The following is a 287-nucleotide window of genomic DNA, read 5'->3' on the forward strand; positions in this document are numbered from 1 at the left end:
TGGTGCAACAGGGATTCGAGATGACGGCAGTCGCGGCTCATGCCGGGGTCCTTACAGACAGAATTTCACTATCAGGAGCAGACGCAAGCCATGACCCATGGGTCACGTCCTGGCGCCATTGTGCACCAAGGAAGGCCGCTCCGGGGAAATGGCCGCTGGCAGGCGGAAGCGGAAGCGGGCGCCGCCCAGACTCGATTCGTCGATGGTCAGGCTGCTGCGATAGCCTTCGAGGATGTCCTGCACCACGGCCAGGCCGATGCCCTGCCCGGGGTGCCGGCTGTCCATGC

General features: G+C 64.5%; 1 pseudogene. It reads right to left on the bottom strand.

The annotated features are described in order from the left end of the window. Nucleotides 1-102: 102 nt before the first annotated feature. Nucleotides 103-287 (bottom strand): annotated as a pseudogene (locus FS767_RS22135) (two-component sensor PhoQ); the annotation flags it as partial.

The organism is Pseudomonas sp. DE0010, assembly GCF_007680745.1.
Classification (GTDB): Bacteria; Pseudomonadota; Gammaproteobacteria; order Pseudomonadales; family Pseudomonadaceae; genus Aquipseudomonas; species Aquipseudomonas parafulva_B.